This is a genomic window from Stygiolobus sp. CP850M, from assembly GCF_037389425.1.
In the GTDB taxonomy this organism is placed as follows: Archaea; Thermoproteota; Thermoprotei_A; order Sulfolobales; family Sulfolobaceae; genus Stygiolobus.
In genome coordinates, this window is sequence record NZ_JBBHKR010000055.1 from 1 (window position 1) to 2795 (window position 2795).

Genomic DNA, 2795 nt, shown 5'->3' on the forward strand with positions numbered 1-2795 from the left:
GATGAGATGTGGACTTACTTGTACAAGAATACTAGGGCTTTTTACAAGTGGGTTTTCACTTGTTACGTGTACACGAAGCTGGGAGTTTACCTCATTTTGGGGGATAGGGATGAGAGTACTTTCCTTGAGGTCAAAAAGTATTTGCCCGAAGAGGGTAGATGGGTGAGCGATGATTATAACTTGTACTTCTGGTTAAAAGACCACACGGTAGTCTCGCCAGTTAACCCTAACGAGTCCTTTCTCATTAAGGGATAGGCTAATTAGATTCAAGAGAGCAACGAAGGCAGTAAATAGGAGCATTCGTAGCATGATGTACTCCATAGCCCTAGTCTTGTCGAAAAGAAGGTTAATCCCAGAATTTGTAGCTTAACGACGACACTATCTCCACACTCACCAGTAGTTACGTAAAAGAGTTACAATCTCTCTTTATAAAAAAGACGGTTAAAATTACTTGACATAATAAAATTACTACTTGTGATTAGTTATTTTCTACATAATCACATAATGTAATGATTTTTTGCAATCTTTAATATAGAATAAACAGAATTTGTTATCTTACTTAATCTAGCTACTTTCTGATGAAGTTTCACACTAAAATCCGTTCTTTATGAAGACGGCATATACATTTTTATGTAAACAACTGTCAAGGATCATCTAATTTTATTCTCCTAAATCCGAACTCTTCATAAACATGGTCTGAACTTATAATTTCCTCTTCAGAAAAAGCGGCGTGAAAAGCATCAAACACCCCCATCCCTTGTGAGATTAAAACAGAAGCTTTCAGCACCTTTTCATCAAAATACCTTGTCAATTCCATAACTGATAAGGTAACCCTAACTGGATCTAACCCGTATCTCTTACTTAATAACATCAATTCAACAAAGGTGGTTAAAGAAGTCTTTATATTCCCTCTATATTCTTCTAATAGTTTTAAGGCTTTTTCCTTCAACCAATCCTTTTCCTTTAATAACGCGAGAAAGAAGTCAGTATCAGCGTAAACCATCTTCTTTCTCGGCCTCCTCTTGTATAACTTTTCTCAACACCTTAATGTCAACGTTTGGCAACTTCTTCCCCTCTTCTTCTAAGGCCTTCAATGGGTCATCTACTCTAGGTACTAAGAGTATACCGCTAGGTAAAGTTACTAAGAAAAATTCTTCTGACTTAAACTTCTCCCTAACTTCTTTAGGTAAATAAACCCTACCCTTTTTATCGACCTTTATCAACACAAGATATTATTGGTGGGGAAAAATATATGTTTTTCCCACCCTATATGGTCTCGTAGTCCTTGTAAACTCATAAGCGTGTTCAATAGCCTTGAAGAACTTATCTACTTTTATATTCTCATTAAGTATATGCGCATTTGATCCAGGCTGAATCTTTTTTCACGTTAATGAAAAATCTTTTTGTCTGTTTATAACAAAAAATTATTGATTAAGGATGATCTCTTACGCCGATGTGAGCAAAAAGGGTGAGGGAGATTACGGAGATGTGAGCCCCGTACCGTTGGAGTCCCATGACCCACCTGTGGTCGAGGGCCAAGTCCCTACACTCGATCATTAAATGAAAGTGTAGGAACACACGGTTAGGAATAGTGATGGGTATTGTTTAGCTTTCATTTAGATATGAGAAGCGAGGTTACGCCCCTTGAATCCCCGGTCTCATTTAGATAAAGTTGGCCCTCCATTAGCCTTATTTAGATTAGGAATATCCTAAGACAAGCTTAGGCAAGATAATTCTGAACTATAGACACTATCTAGTAAAGAGATTTTTGACGCCTAATATTAGATGCAGTGGAGAGGTTTTTATATCTACGTATACGAAAGATATATTAGGAAAGTCGTATACAGTTTAAGAATAGACAAAGAATTAAGGGAGGAGATGGAAAAATACAACGTGAAATGGAACGAGGAAATAGAGAAATTTATAAGGGAAAAAATAGAGGAATTGAAAAAAGAAGAAGCTATGAAGAAATTGCACGAAGTAATCTCCTCCTTGCCTGAGACTGAGCCCATTGGTGTAAGATTGGTGAGGGAAGATAGGGATAATAATTGACGCTTCAATATTGGTTAAGATAATTACTAAGGAACCTGGCTGGGAAAAGTTAGAGGAATTGTGAGGAGGAGGAGAAACGTTAGATCTAGCCCTAGTTGAGGTTTCTAACGCTATATGGAAGAAGACTGTGCTATAAGCATGATGAAGCACGAAGACTCAATAATTGCTTTAAAGGCTGTTAAAGAACTCTTACCACAGTTGTTCATGAAAGTGTAGATTTCCTTCAGAGAGCAATGGAAATCTCTTTAAAGGAAAAAATACCGATCTACGATTCGCTCTACATTGCACTTGCAGAAGATAAAGGAGAAAAATTAATAACTGGAGATAAAAAGCAGTATGACGTTGCTATTAAGTACGTTAAAGTAGAATTTTACACGTGAAATAGTGTTATTCAGTGGTAAAAGAGAGATTGAGCGTAAGAGGAGGTAAAGCGTATACCTAATGACTTTATTATGATTTTGTGTAGTTCGTTTCCACGAACTTTCGATCCTCTTTTTACGTTGTAGTCTTATGTTAAATTATGATTCTCATATTCTAAACTTACACAAAACAAGAGGTCTTATACGTTGTCAACTCCACAGTATTTTTAACTGACATAATAGTAACCTACGGAATTAGTGAAGTAGAAAGCCAAAGTAAAAGAGAGGGATTACTTTACCTTTGAAGAGGTTAAGGAGTCACGAGAAAACGTGAGCAAAGGAGATTGGAGATAGTAGATATATGAAAGACGAAGTTCTCTTTAA

4 protein-coding genes and 1 pseudogene are annotated in these 2795 nt (G+C 36.5%); 3 read left to right on the top strand and 2 right to left on the bottom strand.

What is annotated here, in order from left to right:
- A pseudogene (locus WIW89_RS05595) lies at positions 1-370 on the top strand (IS1 family transposase); the annotation flags it as partial.
- Between the two features lie 273 nt (positions 371-643).
- On the opposite strand, the gene WIW89_RS05600 reads toward WIW89_RS05595, so the two are convergent.
- Positions 644-1003, bottom strand: coding sequence for a type II toxin-antitoxin system VapC family toxin (locus WIW89_RS05600; RefSeq protein WP_314125346.1), 360 nt, complete (start codon positions 1001-1003; stop codon positions 644-646).
- Positions 990-1226, bottom strand: coding sequence for an AbrB/MazE/SpoVT family DNA-binding domain-containing protein (locus WIW89_RS05605; protein ID WP_337703252.1), 237 nt, complete (start codon positions 1224-1226; stop codon positions 990-992). The genes WIW89_RS05600 and WIW89_RS05605 overlap by 14 nt, the downstream gene beginning before the upstream one ends.
- A gap of 559 nt (positions 1227-1785) precedes the next feature.
- Between WIW89_RS05605 and vapB the strand changes: the two genes are divergently transcribed.
- Complete coding sequence (vapB, locus tag WIW89_RS05610) at positions 1786-2052, top strand: type II toxin-antitoxin system VapB family antitoxin (protein WP_337720051.1); 267 nt, start codon at positions 1786-1788, stop codon at positions 2050-2052.
- Between the two features lie 233 nt (positions 2053-2285).
- On the top strand, positions 2286-2432 hold the full coding sequence (locus WIW89_RS05615; protein WP_337720052.1) for a type II toxin-antitoxin system VapC family toxin: 147 nt from the start codon (positions 2286-2288) through the stop codon (positions 2430-2432).
- Positions 2433-2795: the final 363 nt, after the last annotated feature.